This is a genomic window from Novosphingobium sp., from assembly GCF_039595395.1.
Taxonomy (GTDB): domain Bacteria; phylum Pseudomonadota; class Alphaproteobacteria; order Sphingomonadales; family Sphingomonadaceae; genus Novosphingobium.
In genome coordinates this window covers 106,576-124,260 of sequence record NZ_JBCNLP010000001.1, presented here as the reverse complement: position 1 = coordinate 124,260, position 17,685 = coordinate 106,576, and the positions used below count along the sequence as shown (strand labels likewise).

Here is a 17,685-nt window from a genome sequence, read left to right as displayed (position 1 = left end):
GAAACAGAGGGCCTTGGCTGGCGCAAATGAAGACCGTCTTCAGCGATAGAAGACGTGATTGTCGATCCGGGCCACGCGCTGGCGATGCCAGCGGGGCGAGATACGTGCGGAATGGAAGAACATCGCGCCTTCAACGGGGCTCTGCCAGCTACCGTCATGGGCGATTTCGGCGATCGCCAGCGCACGGTGCCAACCGGCCGAGGCGTGGTTGATCACCGGCATCATGCCGCCATGGATGAAGGAGAACTGGGAAGGCTGGTAGACCACGCCGCAATAGCTGTCCGGGAAACGGCCAGAGCGCGAGCGGGCGACAACCACACGGGCCACAGCAAGCTGGCCATCGAGCGTTTCATTGCGCGCCTCGAAATAGACGGCGCCGGCCAGACAGTTGATTTCGGAGGAAACCTCTTCGCCCTGCGGCTGCCGGGCGACCAGTTGGGTCAGCGTCGCGGCATTCACGGCAGGGGCCGGTTCAAGGTCGAGAGCAGCGGCGTTCGCGGTGCCATTGGCCAGAGGCGCGGCGGCAGGAACAGGCACGGTCTGCAGAGTCGGTTCATTCTGCTGGGCAGAGGCGCCGGAACCAACGGCGGTCAAGATCAGGACGGTCGCAGCCAGAGACAGGCTTTTGGCGCGGGTGAGAAGCTGACGCATTCCAGGCAATTTCTAATGCGGTGAACCCTCCAGACGCAGCACGCGCAGACAGAAACAGAGCCGCTTGTCCGGGCTCTTCCCATCCACCAGCGATCCTGCCGGCAGCCCCCCGTCTGCGTGCCAGCCTGCCAACCCCCCGGTCAACTTGGCCGCCTGCGCGTTATGGACGCGCCGCAGTGCGGGAGGCAGGTCGCCGAGTCAATCGCGCCTAAACGGCCAATCCGATGAATCGTTCCGCCCCCGCGATGTCTAGTTCGACGATCCACAGGTCGCGGTCCTGCCGGCTTCGGCGGTCAAGCCAATCCTGGAAGGGTTGCGGGTCATCGGGATCGCGGCGTTTGGCGCAATGCCAGCCGCGTGTGCCATCCGCCATGGGCATGCGTTCATAGACGCGCTGGTCATGACCGTTCTCGCAGAGCAGCAGCAGGATCGTGCCCGCGTCCGCCTCACCCTTGGTCAGCACCGTGGCGAAACCGCCCTGTGCATTCACCTGCCTGACCAGCGCCGAGACTTCCACAGCGGCGGGCAGGCGAGGGGTCTCGCTCATCCGCCGTAACCGGGCAGCGAGGAAAGCGCGATATGCGAGCGCATGAAGGTGCCGGTGCCGCGCCCGACCTCCTCGCCTTCCTCGTCGATCAGCCGGGCCTCGGCCACCAGCACGCGACGGCGACCGCTGACCCAGCGCCCCTCCGCCGTCACGCGCCCACCGCGCACCGGGCGTGAGAACAACAGGTTGAAGGAGGTGGTCAGCAGGAAACGGTCGGTGACGAGCGTGTTGGCGGCGTAGAAGGCCGCATCGTCGAGCATCTTGAAATAGATCGTGCCATGCGCCGCGCCGCCCGCGTGGAAAACGGACGGATCGATGTCGAAGAGGATGCGCGCATGGCCTTCGCCGACAACCTCAAGCCGCGACGAAAAAAGCTGGTTGATCGGCGCCGAAGCGTAAAGCCCCTCCAACGCGCGCCAATGCAGGCCGGCCCCTGAATCCACGTCGTTATCCTTGGGGCCCATCTTACGCCGCGTCGCGGTCGAGGACGTTGGCGAGGAGGGCATACAGCGCCTCGTCGCTGGGGGCTTCGATCAGGGCGGCATGCATCTTGTCGTCGCGCATCATGCGGCTGATCGCGGCCAGCGCATGGAGGTGAACGGCCCCGGCCTGTTCGGGCGAGAGCAGGCCAAAGACGATATCCACCGGCATATCGTCGGCGGATTCAAAACCTACCGGCGATTCCAGCCGCAACACCACCGCCACCGGCCGCACCAAATCGGGCATGCGCGCATGGGGGATGGCCACACCGCGGCCAAAGCCGGTGCTGCCGAGCTTTTCGCGTTCCTCGATCCGCTCGCGCACCTGCTCCTCATCGAGCGCATAGACCCGGGCGAAACGCCCGGACAGATGCTCGATGATCGCGGGTTTGCTGTCGGCCGAAATGGTGCCTACCGCCTCTGGCATGAGCGTGAACAGCGCTGTCATCGCCAATCTTCAACTTGCCTTTTCATGCCCGTCGCCCAGTGGTCGGGTCGGGCGGGGCGATAGCTTGTTTCGAAGGAACACGCAAAGCCGTTTGCCATGCGTATTATCCTGTAGGAAACACGGAAGATCGCGCACCAGGTTATCACTGAGACCTCGTCAAAGCTGGGTACTCGTCACAACCGGACGCGCGCTCCTCCGTAAGGGCTCGCTATCCCCGCCGTTACCGACGGGGCAACGACGTGTTTCGTCTGTTACGAGGGTTCGACCCAGCCGATCGAGCCATCACCCCGGCGGTAGACCATATTATGCTTTCCGGTGCCAGCGTTTTTGAACAGCAAGGCATTGGTGTTGCGCAGATCCAGCATCATCACCGCATCCGAAACGGTTGCTTCGGGCACGTCGACGCGCAGCTCGGCAATGACCAGAGGCGCCTCGGCATGGGCTTCCTCGCCCTCTTCGTGAACGGGTTCCTCGAAGATGGTGTAGGCCGCTTCCTGCGACTGCACGGCATGGCTGGCCTGCTCGTGGCGATCGTTCAGGCGCTTCTTGTAGCGGCGCAACTGGGTCTCGATCTTGACGGCGGCCGCATCCAGGCTCTGATGCGCATCATGGGCGATGCCGGCGCCTTTGAGGATGAGCCCCTGGCGCACATGAGTCACGATATCGCATCGGAACGAACCGCCGGGCGCCTTGCCGAAGGTCACCACGGAAGACAGCGCCTTGTTGAAGTGCTTGTCCGTGATGGTGTTCAGCCGGTCCTCGACGTGGACCCGCAGCGCTTCGCCGGTTTCCATCTGATGGCCGGAAACGCGAATGTCCATGGTCCTGACTCCTGTTCTGTTGTTGGAAATTTGCTCTTAGTCGGAAAGCCAAAGAGGTGTTTTGATCGACTCCAAAAACTTCGCGTGAGCGGCCAATTCCGCTTCGCTGGCGTGGTGGGGGCGGGCCGGGCGTTGTACCCTTTCCCGCGTGATCACAGTGGTTTCGACCACGGTGGATTCAACAAGTCCCTGCTCGGCGGCAAGTTCCAGACCGATCTGGCGGCCGCCCAGCAGCTCGACATAGACCTGCGCCAGCAGTTCCGCGTCAAGCAGAGCGCCATGCTTCGTGCGATGGCTGCGATCGATGCCGTAACGCGTGCAGAGCGCGTCGAGCGAGTTTTTCGCGCCGGGATGCCGGGCGCGGGCGATGCGCACGGTGTCGACCATGCGATCGAGTTCGACGATGGGCAGGCCCACCATCGTCAGCTCATTGTTGATGAATCCGAAGTCGAAGCTGGCGTTATGCGCGACCATCGGCGAGTCGCCGATAAAGTCGAGGAAAGCCTGCGCTTCGGCCTTGAACAGGGGCTTGTCGGCCAGGAAGGCCTCGGACAGGCCGTGGACCCGTTCGGCCTCGGCCGGCATGTCGCGCTGCGGATTGAAATAGCGGTGAAATGTGACGCCGGTCTGCACCCGGTTGACCATTTCCACACAGCCGATTTCCACGAGTCTGTCCCCTGTTTTGGGGTCGAGTCCGGTGGTTTCAGTGTCGAAAACGATCTCTCTCATTCACTCGACTATCGTCCTGCCGAGGCCCGCTTACAAGAGGTTATGACGCATTTATTATCGTGTCGGGACCAAGCGTTCGATCAGCGCCGCGACCTGCGCGCGGGTCTGCGCAAGGCTGGTGCCGGTGTCGATCACATGGTCGGCCAGCTTGCGTTTCTGCGCATCGGGCATCTGCCGCGCGAGGATCGCCGCGAACTTTTCAGAAGTCATGCCGGGGCGCGCCAGCACCCTTTCGCGCTGGGCCCGCGCCGGAGCGGAGACGACGGCGACGGCATCGATCCCCTCGCGCCCAACCTTTTCAAACAGCAGGGGAATATCATAAACGACCAAGGGTGCCGCCGCGTGATCGGCCAGAAATTGCGCACGCGCCTGCGCCACGGCGGGGTGGACAATGGCCTCCAGCCGGGCGAGTGCCGCATCATCGCCGAACACCGCCGCGCCCAGTTTTGCGCGGTCCACACCTTGCGGGCCGGTGGTGCCGGGGAAGGCCTTTTCAATCGCAGCCAGCAGGGCGCCAGCCGGGCCTTGCATCAGGCGGACCTGCGCATCGGCGTCGAAGACCGGCACGCCGATCTCTTCCAGCATCGCGGCCACCGCCGATTTGCCCATGCCGATCGAGCCCGTCAGCCCGAGGACGAAAGGACGACTCATGCGGTCAGCAGCGCCCGCAGGGCAGCATCGTTGTTGTCGCGGGGGGGAGGGGCGCCGAAAAACTTCTCGAAGGCCACCGCGCCCTGGCCGATCAGCATCGCCAGCCCATCGATGGTGCGCAGCCCCTGCGCGCGCGCCTGAGCCAGCAAAGGCGTTTCCAGCGGTGCATAGACCATATCGAAGACAATGGTGTCGGCAGCGAAGCCCGACAGGTCGATCGGCACCGGATTTTGCCCACCCATGCCCATGCTGGTCGCGTTGACGATGATATGGCTGTGGTCATGAGTCGGGATCAGACCCGTCAGCGGATGGCCCTTGCCGGATGGCGCTTTCGCAAGAATGGCCAGCTCATCAGCCTTGTGAGCAGTGCGATTGAAGATGCTGGTCGTCGCGGCGGCGCCACGGCTCACACCGAAGATGGCGGCCCGCGCCGCGCCGCCCGCGCCGATGATATAGGCATGGGCATCCTGCCGCGACACCAGCGCCGACAGCGGCTCGGCCACGCCGTCGACATCGGTGTTGTAGCCCGTCAGCCGACCGTCCGCTCCGCGCACCACGGTGTTCACCGCGCCAACCTGTTGCGCCAGCGGGTCCAGCACGTCGAGCAGCGGCATGATCGCCTGCTTGTGAGGCATCGTGACGTTGCAGCCGCGCCAGTTCTCATCGCTCCGGCGGGTGGCGAGAAACGCTTCCAGCCCTTCCGCGGTGACATGGGCGTGGCGGTAATCGCCATCCATCCCCAGCGCCTGCAGCCAGTGCCTGTGGATAATCGGCGACTTGGACTGGATGATGGGGTCGCCGATCACCTCCGCATAAGGGAGCGTCATGCGATAACACCTTGATTCCGCAGCGCGCCAAGCACCGGCAGCAAGGGCATGCCCAGCACCGTGAAATGACTGCCATCCACAGTTTCAAACAGGTTTATCCCCAGGCCTTCCACACGGAATACACCGACGCATCCCGCCACTTCGGGCCATTCCGCGTCGAGATATTGGGCGATGAAAGCCTCATCCAGCGCGCGCACATGCAGCCGCGCCACCTCGCCATGGCGCCACACAGTCTGCCCGGCGCGGGCGAGAGCAGCACCGGAATGCAGCTCCATCACCTTGCCCGAAAAGAAGCGCAGGTGCTCCTCGGCATTCTCGCGGCTGGTGGGCTTGTCGAAGCGGCGGCCCTCGACCACCACCAGCGAGTCACTGCCCAGCACCAGCGCATCGCGCTCAGCTTCGGATACCGCCAGAGCCTTCGCCTCGGCCAGAGCCAGCGCCACATCGGCGGGCGCGGCGTCGGCCAGCGCGGATTCAAGCGCGCGCTCATCCACATCAGCGGGCTGAATCGTATAGGGCACGCCAGCGGCGGTCAGCATCGCCCGGCGCGAGGCACTTTTGGAGGCCAGCACCAGCGGCACAGCATTCACGGTCATATCGGACGATTCCCGGCCTGAGCGCCCACCGACTGGACGCTGCGATCCTTCAACAGCGAAATGATCGCCGCTGCCGTCTCCTCGATCGAGCGGCGCGTCACATCGATCACCGGCCAGCCATTGTCGGCAAACATGCGGCGAGCATAGAGCAATTCGGTCTTCACCCTTTCGACATCGACATAGGATGTCTCGGTCTGATGATTCATCGAGAGCAGCCGGTTGCGGCGCACCTGAACCAGTCGCTCGGGCGCCGTCGTCAACCCCACCACCAAAGGCGAGCGCAGGCCGAACAGCAGGGCAGGCGGCGGGCTTTCCACCACGATGGGGATGTTCGCCACCTTATAGCCGCGGTTGGCCAGATAGATGCTGGTCGGCGTCTTCGAACTGCGCGAGACCCCCGCCAGCACGATATCGGCCTCTTCCCAGTTTTCCCAGTTCAGCCCGTCATCATGGGCGATGGAAAAGTGAATCGCATCGACGCGCGCGAAATAGGCCGCGTCCAGAATATGCTGTTTGCCGGGGCGACCGCGCGCCTGCTGCCCCAGCATATTGGCCAGCGCATCGGTGACGGAATCCAGCACCGGCACGGCGGGCAGGCCCATCGCCAGGCAGCGGTCCTCCAGCATGCGGCGGATGTCGTGGCTGACCATCGTATAGAGCACCAGCCCCGGATTGGCCGCGATATCGCCCATCACCCGGTCGAGATGCGCCTGGCTGCGCACCATCGGCCAGAAATGGCGGTTGACCTCCACATCCTCGAACTGGGCGAGCGCCGCCTTGGCGATCATCTCCAGCGTTTCGCCGGTGGAATCCGAAAGAAGATGCAGATGCAGGCGGTTCATGAATGGGCAAGCCGGGTCTGGGGAAAAAGGAGAAAGCCCGCCGGGGCCTTGTGGATATCCCTTGGCATAAACGGCAGGACAGGAGAACCAACAAAATGGGGGATAGAGACCACCCCCGCTAACCCGGACTCAATCCGGGCGCTGCGCACATGTGGGCAGTCTTTCCCACAGGCTGGGGATAAGGGGCATAAGGATTCCTTGACGATTGGAGTCACGGAGTCGCAGATCGCTTTGCCCTGTTCAGTCCGGGATAATTCAGGCAAGTGGCCGTAATTCCCGCTATCCACAGGCCCAACAACCTTCATCATCCTTTCATGAATCCTCTTTGATCAGGAATGACTCACAATGCCCGGTCCTTTGCTCGCCACCCTCAAAGGAGAGAACCTCTCTCGCCGTCCCATCTGGCTGATGCGACAAGCCGGGCGCTATCTTCCTGAATATCGCGCGCTTCGCGCGGAGAAGGGCGGCTTCCTGCCTCTGGTCTATGACAGCGAGGCAGCAGCAGAAATTACCTTGCAGCCTCTGCGCCGTTTCGGCTTCGATGGCGCCATCCTGTTTTCGGACATTCTGATCGTGCCTTATGCGATGGGGCAGGATCTGGCATTTCTGGCGGGCGAAGGGCCTCATCTCTCGCCTAAGCTTGTGGATCATAGTCTGCAGGCTTTGCAGGGGGTTCCAGACCGTCTGTCGCCCATCTACGAGACGGTGCGTCTGGTCAGAGCCTCGCTGAAGGAAGAGGTGACCATGCTGGGCTTTGCAGGAAGCCCCTGGACGGTCGCTACGTACATGGTGAATGGCGAGGGCAGCAGGGACCAGCATGAGACCCGCGCCTATGCCTATCGCGATCCTGAGGCCTTCCAGGCGATCATCGATGCCATCATCGAGGTGACCGTCGACTACCTCGATGGCCAGATCAAGGCCGGCGCCGAGGCGGTGCAGCTTTTCGACAGTTGGGCCGGCAGTCTGGCCCCGCGCGAATACGAACGCTGGGTGATCGCGCCGAACGCCACCATCGCCGCGCGGATTCAGGCCATGCACCCCACTGTGCCTGTGATCGGCTTCCCCAAAGGTTCGGGCGAGAAGCTGGCCGCCTATGCCCGCGAAACCGGCGTGAATGCCGTGGGCGTGGATGAAACCGTCGACCCGCTCTGGGCCGCGCGCGAATTGCCCGCTGGCATGCCGGTGCAGGGCAACCTCGATCCGCTGCTGCTGCTGTCCGGTGGCGCAGAGTTGGAGAAGCGCGCCACTGAGGTGCTCGACGCCTTTGCCGACCGCCCCCATGTCTTCAACCTGGGCCACGGCATCGGCCAGACGACGCCCCTGGCGCACGTCGAACAGTTGCTTCAGGTGGTGCGCAACTGGCACCGATGACCTATATAGGCCTGTATGGATTGGATACTCTCGATGACCTACGCCTGGCTTAAGGCCGGCCATATCATCTTCGTCATCTTCTGGATGGCGGGGCTTTTCATGCTGCCGCGCTATTTCGTCTACCACCAGGAAAGCCTGCCCGGCACCGAGGAAGAGCGCCGCTGGATCGACCGCGAGAGCAAGCTGCTCAAGATCATCATGTGGCCGTCTCTGGTGGCGGTTTGGGTGTTCGGGCTGCTGCTGGCCCATACGATCGGGGCTTTCTCGCAGGGCTGGTTCCACGCCAAGCTTGCGATGGTGCTGGTGCTGACAGGCTATCACGTCTGGCTGGCGGGCTATGCCAAGGGACTGGCCAAGGGTGACCGCAAGCTGCCGGGGAAGACTCTGCGCCTGCTGAATGAGGTGCCCGGTGTGGCGGCGGCGATCATCGTGATTTTGGTGATTGTGCGGCCGTTTTAAGGTTTTGAAGTAGGAAAATGCGAGGGGGTTACCCCCTCGCGCTCCCGGAACGTCTTCCGACGAACGGGTTGAGGCACCCGACTGTTGCGCCCTGACTATCCACCTGTTGGCGCCGCAGGCTTTAACTCCCCTGCGCTGAGCTATCATGTCCTGCCTGCGGCGCGGCGACATTGCTCTGCCGCCGAACCCTTGACGCCAAGGTCGACAATTAAAGGGAGCGCGAGGGCGATGGCCCTCGCATTGTTTCTTTTTCTGTCTCCCTTCAATTTCCCTCCACCCACCGCCATTTTATTGACGGCAAAGCGCCAAAAGAATATGCGCTAGGCCCTCACCGGCAATGATTTGCGTGCGAGCATAGCGCGCAAAAGGTCCGCCTTCTCCAGGCCCGATGGACCCGCCGGCCGAAAACCTCCTTACGGAAATTATTTATGCATTTGAAAGAATTGAAGAAAAAAACATCGGCCGAGCTGGTCGAAATGGCTGAGGAACTGGGCGTTGAAAGCGCCAGCACGTTGCGTCGTCAGGATCTGATGTTTGCGATCCTGAAGGAACTGGCCGAGGATGGCGAAGAAATCCTGGGCATCGGCACCATCGAGGTGCTGCCGGACGGCTTCGGCTTCCTGCGCTCCCCCGAGGCCACCTACCTGGCCGGCCCGGACGACATCTACGTCTCGCCGAGCCAGATCCGCCGCTTCAACCTGCGCACGGGCGACACGGTCGAGGGCGAGGTGCGCGCGCCCAAGGACGGCGAGCGCTACTTCGCGCTGACCAAGGTGGACGCGGTGAACTTCGACAGCCCGGAGGCCGTGCGCCACCGCGTGATCTTCGAGAACCTGACGCCGCTGTTCCCCAACAAGCGCCTGAAGCTCGAACGCCGGCACGGCCGACCGTCAAGGACAAGTTCCGGCCGCGTCATCGATCTGATCGCGCCGATCGGCAAGGGCCAGCGCGGCCTGATCGTGGCGCCGCCGAAAGCGGGCAAGACCATCATGCTGCAGAACATCGCCAGCACATCACCCGCAACCACCCCGAAGTGCACCTGATCGTGCTGCTGATCGACGAGCGCCCGGAGGAAGTGACCGAAATGCAGCGCACCGTGCGCGGCGAGGTGATCGCCTCGACCTTCGACGAACCGGCCACGCGCCACGTGCAGGTCGCCGAGATGGTGATCGAGAAGGCCAAGCGCCTGGTCGAGCACAAGAAGGACGTGGTCATCCTGCTGGACTCGATCACCCGCCTGGCCCGCGCCTACAACACCGTGGTGCCCACCTCCGGCAAGGTGCTGACCGGCGGTGTCGACGCCAACGCCCTGCAGCGCCCCAAGCGCTTCTTCGGCGCCGCGCGCAACATCGAGGAAGGCGGCTCGCTGACGATCATCGCCACCGCGCTGATCGAAACCGGCTGCCGCAGATGGACGAAGTGATCTACGAAGAGTTCAAGGGCACCGGCAACAGCGAAATCGTGCTGGACCGCAAGGTGGCCGACAAGCGCATCTTCCCCGCGCTGGACGTGGGCAAGAGCGGCACCCGCAAGGAAGAACTGCTGGTGGAGAAGGGCAACCTCTCCAAGATGTGGGTCCTTCGCCGCATCCTCATGCAGATGGGCACCGTCGACGCGATGGAGTTCCTGCTCGACAAGATGAAGGATTCCAAGACCAACGAAGACTTCTTCGCGACGATGAATCAGTAAGATTCGTCGGGTCTGAGATTCAGGAAAGGGGCGGGAGAAATCCTGCCCCTTTTTTGATTCAGGGTTTGAAAAAGAAAGAAGCGAGGGGGTTACCCCCTCGCACTCCCATAACGTCTTCCGACGAACCTGCAGTGGCACCCGGACCTTGCGCCCGATCTCTCCACCAGCGCAACAAAGGCGCCGCAGGCAAGAAGCCTCGGCGCCTTTCTACCGTTGAAAGCCTGCGGCGCTGCAAACTGAGCACAAGGCCGAACCCATAGCGCAGCGTAGACATTAAAGGGAGCGCGAGGGCGATGGCCCTCGCATCTTATCCTTTTTTGTTACCCCACAAACTTCGCAATAAACTCAACCGTCCGCGCATCGGCCAACACGGCTCCGGCCTCATCGCGGCGGCTTCCCTTGGTTTCCGCGAAACCGTGCCCGAGCCCTTCATAATCATACAGAGTCACATTCGGCACTGAATCCAGCCCGGCATGAATCGCCTTCTGCTGCTCGGCCGAGGTGAAGGCATCGGCGGTGGGGATATGGAGCAGCAGCTCTCCCTTGATGTTCCCGGCCTCACCGATCAGCCCATCCAGGCCCACACCATAATAGCCGACTGAGGCGTCGATATCGGTGCGCGCCGCAGCCTGATAGGCGATCAACCCGCCCATGCAGAATCCGACCAGCCCAACCTTGTCGCCCGGATTGCGAGCATGAGCCCAAGCGATCAGCGCGCGAATGTCATCCAGCCCTGCGGGAAAGTCATGGGCGCCCATCATGGACAGGGCGCGAGTCATCTCTTCGGGCACATCGTGGTCCAGTTCCACGCCCGCTTCCTGACGCCAGAACACGTCGGGAGCGACAGCGACATAGCCCTTGTTCGCCCAGTCGTCGGCCTTGGAGACGATGCCGGGATTCACGCCAAAGATCTCGGGCACCACGATCACGGTGCCGCGCGGGGCGCCCTCGGGCTTTGCGACATAGGCGGGGATCTCGCCCTTGTGGTCAAGGCTGGGGATAAGCGTGTTGGTTGTCATGGGGAACTCCGTGGAGGGGCCGATTGTTACGACTGAAGGACAGATGAATGGACAGTCAGCTCTGGCTATGCCAGCTATGTTTGACGGTTCGTCACAGTTTAGGGAGAGGCCTGATGAAGCTCAATCTTGAGATTGATTGCAGCCCGGAAGAGGCGCGGCGCTTTCTGGGCTTGCCCGATGTGACGCGGGCCAATGAGATGTATATGGATGCCGTGCTCAAGGCGATGCAGGGCGGCGGCAGTCTGGAGCAGCTTGCCGAATACACCAAGCAGTTCGCGCCGATGGGTCAGATGGGGCTGAAGATGTTCCAGCAGCTTATCGAGGCGGGCGTGGGCATGGCGGGCAAGCCCAAGGGCTGATAGACGCCTGCGGATGCAGGATACGATTTTCGCGCCCTCCAGCGGGGCGGCTCCAGCGGCGATTGCCGTCATCAGGATCAGCGGACCTCAAGCGGGGGAGGCCTTGCGGGCTTTGGCCGGAAGGCTGCCCGCGCCCCGTCGTGCCAGCTATGGAGCGCTGCGTGATGGTGAGGGCCAGGTGCTGGACCATGCGCTGCTGCTGTGGTTCCCCGGACCGAAGACGGCGACCGGTGAAGATCTGGCCGAACTGCACTGCCATGGCGGCCGCGCGGTGATCGCGGCCGTTGAGCATGCGCTGAGTCAGTTGCCCGGCCTGCGCAAGGCCGAGCCGGGCGAGTTCACCCGCCGCGCCTTCACCCATGGCCGCATCGATCTGGCCGAGGCCGAGGGTCTGGCCGATCTGCTCTCCGCCGAAACCGAACTGCAGCGACAGAGCGCGATGGCTTCTGCCGGCGGTGCCTTGTCGGCCTTGGTGGATAGCTGGCGTCAGGAGGTGTTGTCGCTTTCCGCGCTGGTCGAGGCGGCGCTGGATTTTGCCGATGAAGATGATGTGGGTGGCCTGCCGGCTGATGTGCCGGTGCGGCTGAGCGATCTGCGTTTCACCATTGCCCAGTGGCTGGATCGCCCGCGTGCCGAAGCGCTGCGCGAGGGGTTTCGCGTGGTGATCGCCGGGCCGCCCAATGCGGGCAAGTCGACTCTGTTCAATGCGCTGGTGGAAAGCGAAGCGGCCATCACCGCGCCGATCGCCGGGACGACGCGCGATGTGCTGACTCATCCCGTGGCGATTCAGGGCGTGCCGTTCCGCTTCTTCGATACGGCAGGGTTGCGCGATGAGACCGAGGATGTGGTGGAAGCCATTGGCATCGAGCGGGCGCGGGCGATTGTCGATCAGGCCGATCTGATCCTGTGGCTGGGTGAGGAAGGGCAGGGGCCAAATGCCGATGAGCGCCTGTGGGACATCGAAGCCCAAATCGACCGCATCGATCATCACGCCAAGAGTCATCCCCGTCATCGGGTCTCGGCAAAGAGCGGTGAGGGCGTGGATGATTTGCGTCGCGATCTGGTGACTCATGCGCGCGCCGCCCTTCCCCGTCCGGGAGAGGCGGCGTTGAATCAGCGTCAGCATGCAGCGCTCGCCGCGGTGGTGTCCGCGCTTCAGGACGCCGAAGCGCGACAGGATGATCCGCTGCTTGTGGGGGAGGGGCTGCGCCTCGCCCGCGTCTCGCTCGACCGCCTGCTGGGCCGGGCCACCACCGAGGATATGCTCGACACGCTGTTCGGCCGCTTCTGCATCGGCAAATGATGTTCCACGTGAAACACGCCTTTTGACCTGAGCCCCGGCCTCATGTAGGGCGGGCCCATGCAGAATTTCGATGTGGTTGTGATCGGCGGAGGCCATGCAGGGGTCGAGGCCGCTGCCGTTGCCGCGCGCATGGGCGCGAAGGTGGCGCTGGTCAGTTTCGATCTCGACGCCATTGGCGCCATGAGCTGCAACCCGGCCATCGGCGGTCTGGGCAAGGGCCATCTGGTGCGCGAGGTCGATGCCTTTGACGGCATCATCGCCCGCGCCGCCGATGCTGGCGCGATCCATTACCGCATGCTCAACCGTAGCAAGGGCAGCGCCGTGCAGGGCCCGCGCGTGCAGGCCGATCGCAAGCGCTTCAAGGCGGCGGTGCAAAAGCTGCTGACTCAGCAGGGCGATCTGACTCTGGTGCAGGGCGAGGCCGCTGCGCTGATTCAGCAAGGCGGAAACGTCACCGGCCTGCACCTGGCCGATGGTTCCACGATCAACGCTTCGGCGGTGATCCTCTGCACCGGCACTTTCCTCGGCGGCACCTTGTTCCGCGGTGAAGAGCGCATGGTCGGTGGCCGCATCGGCGAGGCTTCGGCCCAGCGACTGGCAGCGCAGATTCGCGATGCCGCTCTGCCCATGGCCCGGTTGAAGACCGGGACGCCGCCGCGCCTCGATGGCCGCAGCATCGATTGGGCGCGTCTGGAATCACAGCCGTCGGAAACGATCCAATGGTGCATGTCACCGATGGAAAAGGCGCGCGTGAATCCGCAAGTCTTCTGCGCCATCACGCGTACCAATCCCGCGACGCATGATGTGATCCGCGCGAACCTCCATCGCTCGCCCTTGTTCAGCGGGGCGATCGGGGCGACCGGCCCGCGCTATTGCCCCAGCATCGAGGACAAGATTCACCGCTTCGCCGACCGCGATGGCCACCAGATTTTCCTCGAACCCGAGGGGCTCGATACGCCGCTGGTCTACCCCAATGGGGTGTCCACCTCCTTGCCTGCCGATGTGCAGCTCGCGATGCTGCGCACCATGGAAGGGTTGGAAGAGGTCGAGATGGCAGTGCCGGGCTATGCGGTTGAGTATGACCATATCGATCCGCGCGCGCTCTATCCCAGCCTTGAGGTGAGGGCGATGCCGGGCCTCTATTGCGCCGGGCAGATCAACGGTACCACCGGTTATGAGGAAGCCGCCGCGCAGGGGCTGATCGCGGGCATGCATGCTGCGGCATCTGTGCTGGGCAGAGCGCCGGCGCCGTTGGATCGCGCCAATGCCTATATGGCGGTGATGGTGGACGATCTGACTTTGCAGGGCGTCTCCGAACCCTATCGTATGCTGACGGCGCGCGCGGAATATCGCCTAAGACTGCGCGCTAACAATGCGGTGACTCGCCTGACGCCTCTGGCGCTGGCTGCCGGTTGCATTGGTGAGGAACGCCGCGCCTGGTATGAAAAGCGCGAGGCGGATCGCGAGGCCTTTTTGGCCAAGCTCGATCACCTTGTGACCAGCGCTGAACTGGCTCGCAGTGGTGTGCCCGTCCGTGAGGATGTTGGTCGCCTGCCGCTGCGCGAATGGCTCCGTTTTGGTGGCGTGACTCTCGACACGCTGGAACCCTGGATCGAGGATGGTCTGGGAGATGATGCCGATCTGGCGGCGGAGGTGGCGGAGGACGCTGCCTATGCGCCGTATCTGGAACGGCAGGATCGCGAATTGAAGGACATGCGCGCGCATGATGGTTTGGCTCTGCCAGAGAATTTCCCCTATGCCGACACGCCCGGCCTCTCTCGCGAGATGGTCGAGCGGCTCGGCAAGGCCCGCCCCACGACTCTCGCTGCGGCAGGGCGGGTGCCGGGGATCACGCCCGCTGCTCTCGCCGCCCTGCTGGTCCATGCACGGAGGCTTTCGGCATGATCGCTGATGAGAGCGCCGCTCTGGCATGGCTGGCCGCGCGCCCAGAATTCGATGCTGCCGCGAAGGGCAGGGCCGAGCGTCTGGTCGCCATGCTGGCCGAAGAGAATGAGCATCAGAACCTCGTCTCGAGCGGATCGCTCGCCGAAGTGTGGCGTCGCCATATCGTCGATTCCGCGCAGCTTCTGGCGCATCTGCCGTCCGCCGATGTTTCACGTGAAACATCGGGCCCATGGCTCGATCTGGGGACGGGGGCGGGGTTCCCTGGTCTGGTGATCGCGCTGCTGCGTCCGGACATGGATGTGTGGATGGTCGAATCCCGCGCGCGGCGAGTCGATTGGCTTCAGCGCGTTTGTGATGAGCTGCAACTGACCCGCACCAGAGTGATCGGTAGCCGGCTGGAGCTGGTGGATTCGCAACCCGTATCGGTGATTTCGGCCCGTGCCTTTGCACCATTGCCGCGTCTGCTCGAACTATCTGCCCGGTTTTCCACAAAGGCGACCACATGGCTGTTGCCCAAAGGGCGGTCGGCAGGGCAAGAATTGGCAGAGCTGACCGGATGGCAGCATATGTTCCACGTGGAACCATCGATCACCGATGGCGAAGCGGGGATCATCATGGGGCACCTTGAGGGGCCCACGGAAGGAAAACAGCGCGCAAAATCCAAACGTGCCTAAGAACCGGCCGCCCTATCCGCCGATGCAGATACCCATGGCGCTCCACGCCACAGACGAGGATAAACCGATGATCCGCGTTGCCATTGCCAATCAGAAGGGTGGAGTGGGCAAGACCACCACCGCCATCAACATGGCCACGGCGCTTGCCGCCACCGGCTGGAAAACGCTGTTGATCGATCTGGATCCGCAGGGCAACGCTTCCACGGGCACCGGCATTGCGACCGAACAGCGCGAATGGTCCTCCTATGATTTGCTGATGGGGGAGGCGCAGTTGAACGACTGCATTCTCCAGACGCGCATTCCGGGGCTCGATATCGTGCCCGCCACGGTGGATCTTTCGGGCGCCGAAGTGGAGCTGGTGGCGGTCGATCACCGTACCGACCGGCTGCGCCATGCCTTGTCGCTTGAGGCGGTGACGGCGGCGGGTGGCTATGACATCTGCTTTATCGATTGCCCGCCCTCGCTGGGCCTGCTGACTCTGAATGCGCTGACGGCGGCCGATACGCTGCTGGTGCCTCTGCAATGCGAGTTCTTCGCGCTGGAAGGTCTGAGCCAGTTGCTCCAGACCGTCGAGCGGGTGCAGCAGCGATTCAATGCCGAACTGGGCATCATCGGCGTGGCGTTGACCATGTTCGATCGCCGCAACCGCCTGACCGATCAGGTCTCCACCGATGTGCGTCAGGTGCTGGGCGGGCTGGTGTTCGACACGGCGATTCCGCGCAACGTCCGCCTGTCCGAAGCGCCCAGCCATGGGCTGCCGGCGCTGATCTACGACCAATATTGCGCGGGCAGCAAAGCCTATATGGCGCTCGCCCGCGAATTGATTGCCCGCCTGCCAGAACAAAGGAAAGCCGCATGAGCGAGGACACCACCCGCGCGCCCAGCCCGGAAGCCTCCGCCCCGCCCCGTCGCAAGCCGCCCGCTCTGGGCCGTGGTCTGCAGGCGCTGCTGGGCGAAACCCGGCGCGAGGAGCCGCTGGTGCAGGCCTCGCCCTCCAACGGCAGTCTGCCCGTCCGTGTGGAAAGCCATGAGGGCGTGCGGATCGATGGTGGGCTGGCGATGCTGCCGGTGTCTTCGATCGAGCCGCATCCCGATCAGCCGCGCCGCCATTTCGACGATGCAGCGCTGGACGAACTGGCCGCCTCGATCGCCGCGCGCGGGGTGATTCAGCCGGTGATCGTCCGCCCGCTGGGGCAGGGGCGTTTTCAACTTGTCGCGGGTGAACGCCGCTGGCGCGCTTCACAGCGTGCGCAGGTGCATGAGATTCCCGCGCTGGTCCGCACGCTGACCGAGCGTGAGGTGATGGCCCTTGCGCTGATTGAGAACCTGCAGCGCGAAGACCTCAACCCCATCGAAGAGGCGCGTGCCTATCAGCGCCTCGCCGAGCATGAGAGCATGACTCAGGCCGACATCGCCCGCATGGTCGACAAGAGCCGCAGCCATGTTGCCAACATCCAGCGCCTGCTCAGCCTGCCCGATCCGGTGATTCTGCTGGTGGAGAAGGGCGAACTCTCCATGGGCCATGCCCGTGCGCTGATCGGCGCCGAGGATGCCACGGCGCTGGCGACTCAGGCCGTGGACAAGGGTCTCTCCGTGCGTGATGTGGAAGGCCTGATCCGCCGCCGCAACAAGGGCGAGACGACCGCCGCGCCCCGCCGCGCGCGTGATGCGGGTGAAGCCGCGGACAATGCCGATATCGCCGCCGTGCAGGCCCATCTGGAAGATTTTCTGGGCCTGTCGGTGAAGATCACCGCCGATACCGATCCGCGTTCGGGCACGGTGACGATCCGTTATCGCACGCTCGATCAGCTCGATCTGGTGTGCCAGCGGCTGACGGGCGGCGGGATCTGATCCCTAGAGTTTGATCCGCTTGTCATACACCACACGGCGGTGCGGGCGCGGTCTGGCTGGCGGCGGGCAGGGGATGCACTCCATGCCGCCGCTGACTTCCACGGGCACCACATAGCCATAGGTGGGATCAGGCGCGCCGCCGGATTCGTAATAACGCAGCCATGCCTCGCAGCCCTGATCGATGGCGGCGAAATTGGGGTTTTCACCGCGAGTCAGGCGGTTGTGGCATTCGTTCAGCCAATTCATGCGCTGCTGCGGGGCGAAGGGCGCCAGATAGGCCGCCGTCATCGGTGCAGGCGGTGGGGGCAGGGGGCGTTCTATCGTCGCGGCGTGAGTCAGAGTTGGCGTCGCGCTCAGCAAGGCCAGAACCATCAATCGAACAGAAGGCGAAGGCATGGGCCATCTCCTCTTTTGCGGGATGATGGTTAACAGAATGCGCGCTTTTCTGGCGTTAGGAAAGAGAA

At 63.6% G+C, this 17,685-nt stretch carries 20 protein-coding genes and 1 pseudogene; 9 read left to right on the top strand and 12 right to left on the bottom strand.

Going from position 1 to position 17,685, the window contains the following annotated elements; translation table 11 throughout:
- Positions 1 to 39 precede the first annotated feature (39 nt).
- The 10 genes from ABDW49_RS00670 to ABDW49_RS00625 form a co-directional block, all read right to left on the bottom strand.
- Positions 40 to 651 carry a cell wall hydrolase gene (locus ABDW49_RS00670; protein WP_343608940.1) on the bottom strand — a complete coding sequence of 204 codons (612 nt, stop codon included), beginning with the start codon at positions 649 to 651 and terminating at the stop codon, positions 40 to 42.
- Between the two features lie 208 nt (positions 652 to 859).
- Positions 860 to 1,198, bottom strand: a complete 339-nt coding sequence (locus ABDW49_RS00665; protein ID WP_343608938.1) for a DUF1491 family protein — start codon at positions 1,196 to 1,198, stop codon at positions 860 to 862.
- On the bottom strand, positions 1,195 to 1,641 hold the full coding sequence (locus ABDW49_RS00660; RefSeq protein ID WP_343608936.1) for a PaaI family thioesterase: 447 nt from the start codon (positions 1,639 to 1,641) through the stop codon (positions 1,195 to 1,197). The genes ABDW49_RS00665 and ABDW49_RS00660 overlap by 4 nt, the downstream gene beginning before the upstream one ends.
- Before the next feature lie 22 nt (positions 1,642 to 1,663).
- On the bottom strand, positions 1,664 to 2,125 hold the full coding sequence (locus ABDW49_RS00655) for a PTS sugar transporter subunit IIA (RefSeq protein ID WP_343608934.1): 462 nt from the start codon (positions 2,123 to 2,125) through the stop codon (positions 1,664 to 1,666).
- Positions 2,126 to 2,376: 251 nt separating this feature from the next.
- The gene (raiA, locus tag ABDW49_RS00650; protein WP_343608932.1) at positions 2,377 to 2,946 is read right to left on the bottom strand and encodes a ribosome-associated translation inhibitor RaiA; all 570 of its coding nucleotides are present in this window, start codon (positions 2,944 to 2,946) and stop codon (positions 2,377 to 2,379) included.
- Between the two features lie 36 nt (positions 2,947 to 2,982).
- On the bottom strand, positions 2,983 to 3,675 hold the full coding sequence (gene dnaQ / locus ABDW49_RS00645; RefSeq protein WP_343608930.1) for a DNA polymerase III subunit epsilon: 693 nt from the start codon (positions 3,673 to 3,675) through the stop codon (positions 2,983 to 2,985).
- A gap of 54 nt (positions 3,676 to 3,729) precedes the next feature.
- On the bottom strand, positions 3,730 to 4,326 hold the full coding sequence (gene coaE, locus ABDW49_RS00640; RefSeq protein WP_343608928.1) for a dephospho-CoA kinase: 597 nt from the start codon (positions 4,324 to 4,326) through the stop codon (positions 3,730 to 3,732).
- Positions 4,323 to 5,153: a shikimate dehydrogenase gene (aroE, locus tag ABDW49_RS00635; protein ID WP_343608926.1), complete on the bottom strand. Its 831-nt coding sequence runs from the start codon at positions 5,151 to 5,153 to the stop codon at positions 4,323 to 4,325. The genes coaE and aroE overlap by 4 nt, the downstream gene beginning before the upstream one ends.
- Positions 5,150 to 5,749, bottom strand: coding sequence for a nucleoside triphosphate pyrophosphatase (locus tag ABDW49_RS00630; RefSeq protein ID WP_343608925.1), 600 nt, complete (start codon positions 5,747 to 5,749; stop codon positions 5,150 to 5,152). Before ABDW49_RS00630 ends, aroE begins: the two co-directional genes overlap by 4 nt.
- The gene (locus tag ABDW49_RS00625; RefSeq protein ID WP_343608923.1) at positions 5,746 to 6,591 is read right to left on the bottom strand and encodes a pyruvate, water dikinase regulatory protein; all 846 of its coding nucleotides are present in this window, start codon (positions 6,589 to 6,591) and stop codon (positions 5,746 to 5,748) included. The genes ABDW49_RS00630 and ABDW49_RS00625 overlap by 4 nt, the downstream gene beginning before the upstream one ends.
- A 345-nt stretch (positions 6,592 to 6,936) precedes the next feature.
- Here ABDW49_RS00625 and hemE point away from each other — a divergent pair, with 345 nt between their 5' ends.
- The 3 genes and pseudogenes from hemE (at position 6,937) to rho (ending at position 10,110) form a co-directional block, all read left to right on the top strand.
- Positions 6,937 to 7,962: a uroporphyrinogen decarboxylase gene (gene hemE / locus ABDW49_RS00620; protein ID WP_343608921.1), complete on the top strand. Its 1,026-nt coding sequence runs from the start codon at positions 6,937 to 6,939 to the stop codon at positions 7,960 to 7,962.
- A 15-nt stretch (positions 7,963 to 7,977) separates the two neighbouring features.
- Positions 7,978 to 8,421: a CopD family protein gene (locus ABDW49_RS00615; protein WP_343608919.1), complete on the top strand. Its 444-nt coding sequence runs from the start codon at positions 7,978 to 7,980 to the stop codon at positions 8,419 to 8,421.
- 428 nt (positions 8,422 to 8,849) lie between these two features.
- A pseudogene (rho, locus tag ABDW49_RS00610) lies at positions 8,850 to 10,110 on the top strand (transcription termination factor Rho).
- A gap of 320 nt (positions 10,111 to 10,430) precedes the next feature.
- Here rho and ABDW49_RS00605 read toward each other — a convergent pair.
- Positions 10,431 to 11,129, bottom strand: coding sequence for a dienelactone hydrolase family protein (locus ABDW49_RS00605; RefSeq protein WP_343608917.1), 699 nt, complete (start codon positions 11,127 to 11,129; stop codon positions 10,431 to 10,433).
- Between the two features lie 113 nt (positions 11,130 to 11,242).
- Here ABDW49_RS00605 and ABDW49_RS00600 point away from each other — a divergent pair, with 113 nt between their 5' ends.
- From ABDW49_RS00600 to ABDW49_RS00575, 6 genes are all read left to right on the top strand, one after another.
- Positions 11,243 to 11,488 (top strand): DUF6489 family protein, encoded by a 246-nt coding sequence (locus ABDW49_RS00600; RefSeq protein WP_343608915.1) that lies wholly within the window; start codon positions 11,243 to 11,245, stop codon positions 11,486 to 11,488.
- 13 nt (positions 11,489 to 11,501) lie between these two features.
- A complete protein-coding gene (gene mnmE / locus ABDW49_RS00595) occupies positions 11,502 to 12,791 on the top strand; it encodes a tRNA uridine-5-carboxymethylaminomethyl(34) synthesis GTPase MnmE (RefSeq protein WP_343608913.1) in 1,290 nt (429 codons plus the stop codon).
- 57 nt (positions 12,792 to 12,848) lie between these two features.
- Complete coding sequence (mnmG, locus tag ABDW49_RS00590) at positions 12,849 to 14,696, top strand: tRNA uridine-5-carboxymethylaminomethyl(34) synthesis enzyme MnmG (RefSeq protein ID WP_343608911.1); 1,848 nt, start codon at positions 12,849 to 12,851, stop codon at positions 14,694 to 14,696.
- Positions 14,693 to 15,370, top strand: coding sequence for a 16S rRNA (guanine(527)-N(7))-methyltransferase RsmG (gene rsmG, locus ABDW49_RS00585; protein ID WP_343608909.1), 678 nt, complete (start codon positions 14,693 to 14,695; stop codon positions 15,368 to 15,370). Before mnmG ends, rsmG begins: the two co-directional genes overlap by 4 nt.
- A gap of 67 nt (positions 15,371 to 15,437) precedes the next feature.
- A complete protein-coding gene (locus ABDW49_RS00580) occupies positions 15,438 to 16,229 on the top strand; it encodes a ParA family protein (protein WP_343608907.1) in 792 nt (263 codons plus the stop codon).
- Positions 16,226 to 17,221: a ParB/RepB/Spo0J family partition protein gene (locus ABDW49_RS00575; RefSeq protein ID WP_343608905.1), complete on the top strand. Its 996-nt coding sequence runs from the start codon at positions 16,226 to 16,228 to the stop codon at positions 17,219 to 17,221. The genes ABDW49_RS00580 and ABDW49_RS00575 overlap by 4 nt, the downstream gene beginning before the upstream one ends.
- A gap of 3 nt (positions 17,222 to 17,224) precedes the next feature.
- Here ABDW49_RS00575 and ABDW49_RS00570 read toward each other — a convergent pair whose 3' ends face one another.
- Positions 17,225 to 17,617, bottom strand: a complete 393-nt coding sequence (locus tag ABDW49_RS00570; RefSeq protein ID WP_343608903.1) for a hypothetical protein — start codon at positions 17,615 to 17,617, stop codon at positions 17,225 to 17,227.
- Positions 17,618 to 17,685 lie beyond the last annotated feature (68 nt).